3 protein-coding genes are annotated in these 2,798 nt (G+C 42.6%); 1 reads left to right on the forward strand and 2 read right to left on the reverse strand.

What is annotated here, in order from left to right; genetic code table 11:
- On the reverse strand, nt 1–552 hold a 552-nt coding region (locus tag ACH2DQ_RS08220; protein ID WP_395026308.1), incomplete at its 3' end, for a DUF5058 family protein.
- A gap of 236 nt (nt 553–788) precedes the next feature.
- Here ACH2DQ_RS08220 and ACH2DQ_RS08225 point away from each other — a divergent pair.
- Nucleotides 789–1,442 carry a DsbA family protein gene (locus ACH2DQ_RS08225; RefSeq protein ID WP_394915924.1) on the forward strand — a complete coding sequence of 218 codons (654 nt, stop codon included), beginning with the start codon at nt 789–791 and terminating at the stop codon, nt 1,440–1,442.
- A 95-nt stretch (nt 1,443–1,537) separates the two neighbouring features.
- Here ACH2DQ_RS08225 and ACH2DQ_RS08230 read toward each other — a convergent pair whose 3' ends face one another.
- Entirely contained in the window at nt 1,538–2,752 is a 1,215-nt protein-coding gene (locus ACH2DQ_RS08230) for an LL-diaminopimelate aminotransferase (protein WP_394915923.1), read from the reverse strand.
- Nucleotides 2,753–2,798 lie beyond the last annotated feature (46 nt).

Genomic DNA, 2,798 nt, shown 5'->3' on the forward strand with positions numbered 1-2,798 from the left:
TGACCCTATGTACGCACTGCAGAGCCCTATAAACATTGCAATTGTGGCATATGCTCCAAATCCCGGTTTGCCGGACTTTTTCTTCGTCGTGGTTTTTTGTACCTTGCCCAGATATTTTTTCAATCCAAAGATACAGCAGAATACGCCGCCCAGAATTCCCACTGTCATAACCAGCGCTATGGTACTAAAAGCCTGTACGGTCATCTCACTTACCTTAAGACCGGTAAGCCCGATACTGGTGGCTGAAATCTCAGCAACATTTAATTCATACTGAAGTGCCCCGATCACAGAAAGCCGAAGCCAGGAAAATGGAACCCCAAGCGTTCCGCTAAGTGCAATGACCCCTAATAGAATACTGATACTGGGCAGAACCGTAAACGTAGCACTGGAAGTAATGGCTCTTTTTAGTACTTTTTTGTCCATTCCAATGGCAATCCCTGCACGATAACTTTTTACCAAAAATACCACGCACATCACGATGATAAATAATAGTACCCCGCCCACGATCAAATAGAACGGTAATGCATTAACTTGTGACAAATACTCTCCCATGAATAAATCTCCTTTCCTTTTATGGGTTTATACAGAAAACTTATTATTATTTTACTTCATTTTCAGTAAAAAAGAAAGTAAAATTGCCTTTTATAATATTTCCACACTGTATAATAACGCTTGTTCCATACTTGAAGTTATACTATAATACTATTATCTTACTTGTAATAGAATTGCATATTACAAATAGAAAAGTATAAATAATTGTTTCCAACTGAAAACTGAAAGGAAAAAATATGAGTCTGAAAATTAAAGTATTTTTTGATTTTGTATGCCCATTCTGTTACCTGGAATATTTTTCACTAAAGCAGGCTGCTGGCGGAATGGATGTAACCTTTGAGCGGATTCCTCACGAACTCCGCCGTCCCCCCTCTCCCATGGTGGATCCCATGCACGATGAAGCCCGTTTAAAAAGATTCGATGAAGTGTTACTACCGGCTGCAAAAGCACTTGGTTTACCAATGCAGCTGCCCAGACTGTCTCCCCATCCCTATTCCACGGATACATTTTTAGGGCTGCTTTACTGCGAAGATCATGGATTGGGACAGGAATATACAGAGAAAGTATTTACCACTTTTTACGAAGATGAAAAAGATATCGGGGATCTGAAAGTATTGGGGGATATTGCAAAGGAACTGGGGCAAAACGTACAAGAATTTTTAGAAGAGATTACAGCAAAGACACAGCTTACCAGACTGGATGAGCTGAATGCCCTCTCAGAAGAATATGACATCACCAGTATTCCGGTCATCTATCTCGGGGATACAAGACTCTCCGGTTATCACACGCCGGACGTTTACAAACAGGCAATTGCCGATGCCATATTACAGCAGGAAGTGACTCCCGCTGCCGGTATGAGCTGTGGCATTGACGGAAACTGCGGATTTTAAAAAGCAGCCCGAAACCCAGACTTAGAGCGTGTTTGAAAAATGCTCTGGTCCCAGAGGCCCGTCAGGATTTCGGGCTGCATGTGTTTTACTGCCTGCTACATTTTCTTAATTCTGTCAATAGCCGCAACTGTATTTTCAAAGCTGCCAAATGCAGTAAGGCGGAAATATCCTTCTCCACTGGGTCCAAACCCGGATCCCGGTGTACCAACCACATTCGCTTTTTCTAGCAGATAATCAAAGAATTCCCAGGAAGTCATGCCCTTGGGAGTCTGAAGCCAGATATACGGCGCATTTACTCCGCCGGATACGGTATATCCTGCATCCTTCAGCCCATCAAAGATCACTTTGGCATTATTCATATAGTATGCAACCTGCTGCTTTAACTGTTCTTTTCCCTTAGGTGAATAAACAGCTTCTCCAGCCTTTTGGATGATATAGGGAGCCCCGTTATATTTTGTACCGTGACGCCTTGCCCACAGGGAATGAAGCGATACATCTCCGGCTTTCAGTTCTTTCGGAATTACCGTGAACCCAAGGCGTGTCCCCGTAAATCCCGCATTTTTAGAAAAACTGCGAAGTTCAATTGCACAGGTTCTGGCACCTTCGCATTCATAGATAGAATGAGGCACATTTTCTTCCGAAATATATGCTTCATAAGCCGCATCGTATATGATGACGGCACCTTCTTTATTCGCATAGTCTACCCAGACCTGTAACTGGTCTTTCGTGATCGTGGAGCCCGTTGGATTATTCGGGAAACAAAGATAGATGATGTCCGGCCTTTCTTTTGGAAGTTCCGGTGCAAAATTATTCTCAGCTGTACAAGGCATATAGATTACATCACTCCAGGTCTCGGATCCGGCATCGTATGTTCCGGTTCTTCCCGCCATTACATTGGTATCTACATAAACCGGATATACCGGATCACATACAGCAATTTTATTATCCACGCTAAATATTTCCTGTATATTACCGGAATCGCACTTTGCTCCGTCTGAGACAAAGATTTCATCCGCTGCTATACTGCAGCCTCTGTCTGCGTAATCGTTTTTTGCAATGGCATTTCTTAAGAACTCATAACCCAGATCCGGGGCATAGCCATGAAATGTTTTCGCATCTGCCATTTCATCAACTGCATCATGCAGGGCTGTGATAATAGCCGGTGCCAGGGGCTGTGTAACATCACCAATTCCCAGCCTGATTATATTTTTGTCCGGATTTGCTTCCGTAAATGCTGCGACTTTTTTGCCTATTGTTGAGAAGAGATAACTTCCCGGCAATTTTAAATAATTTTCATTAATTTTAAACATAATGGCCTCCTCGTTTCATTCCTGTTACTTTAACTATGATTACAAA

It is taken from the genome of Robinsoniella sp., from assembly GCF_034124845.1.

Excerpts from the sequence above, each read along its gene's own strand:
- ACH2DQ_RS08225 (WP_394915924.1), top strand. The coding sequence starts at position 789 with ATGAGTCTGAAAATTAAAGTATTTTTTGATTTTGTATGCCCATTCTGT.
- ACH2DQ_RS08230 (WP_394915923.1), bottom strand. The coding sequence starts at position 2,752 with ATGTTTAAAATTAATGAAAATTATTTAAAATTGCCGGGAAGTTATCTC.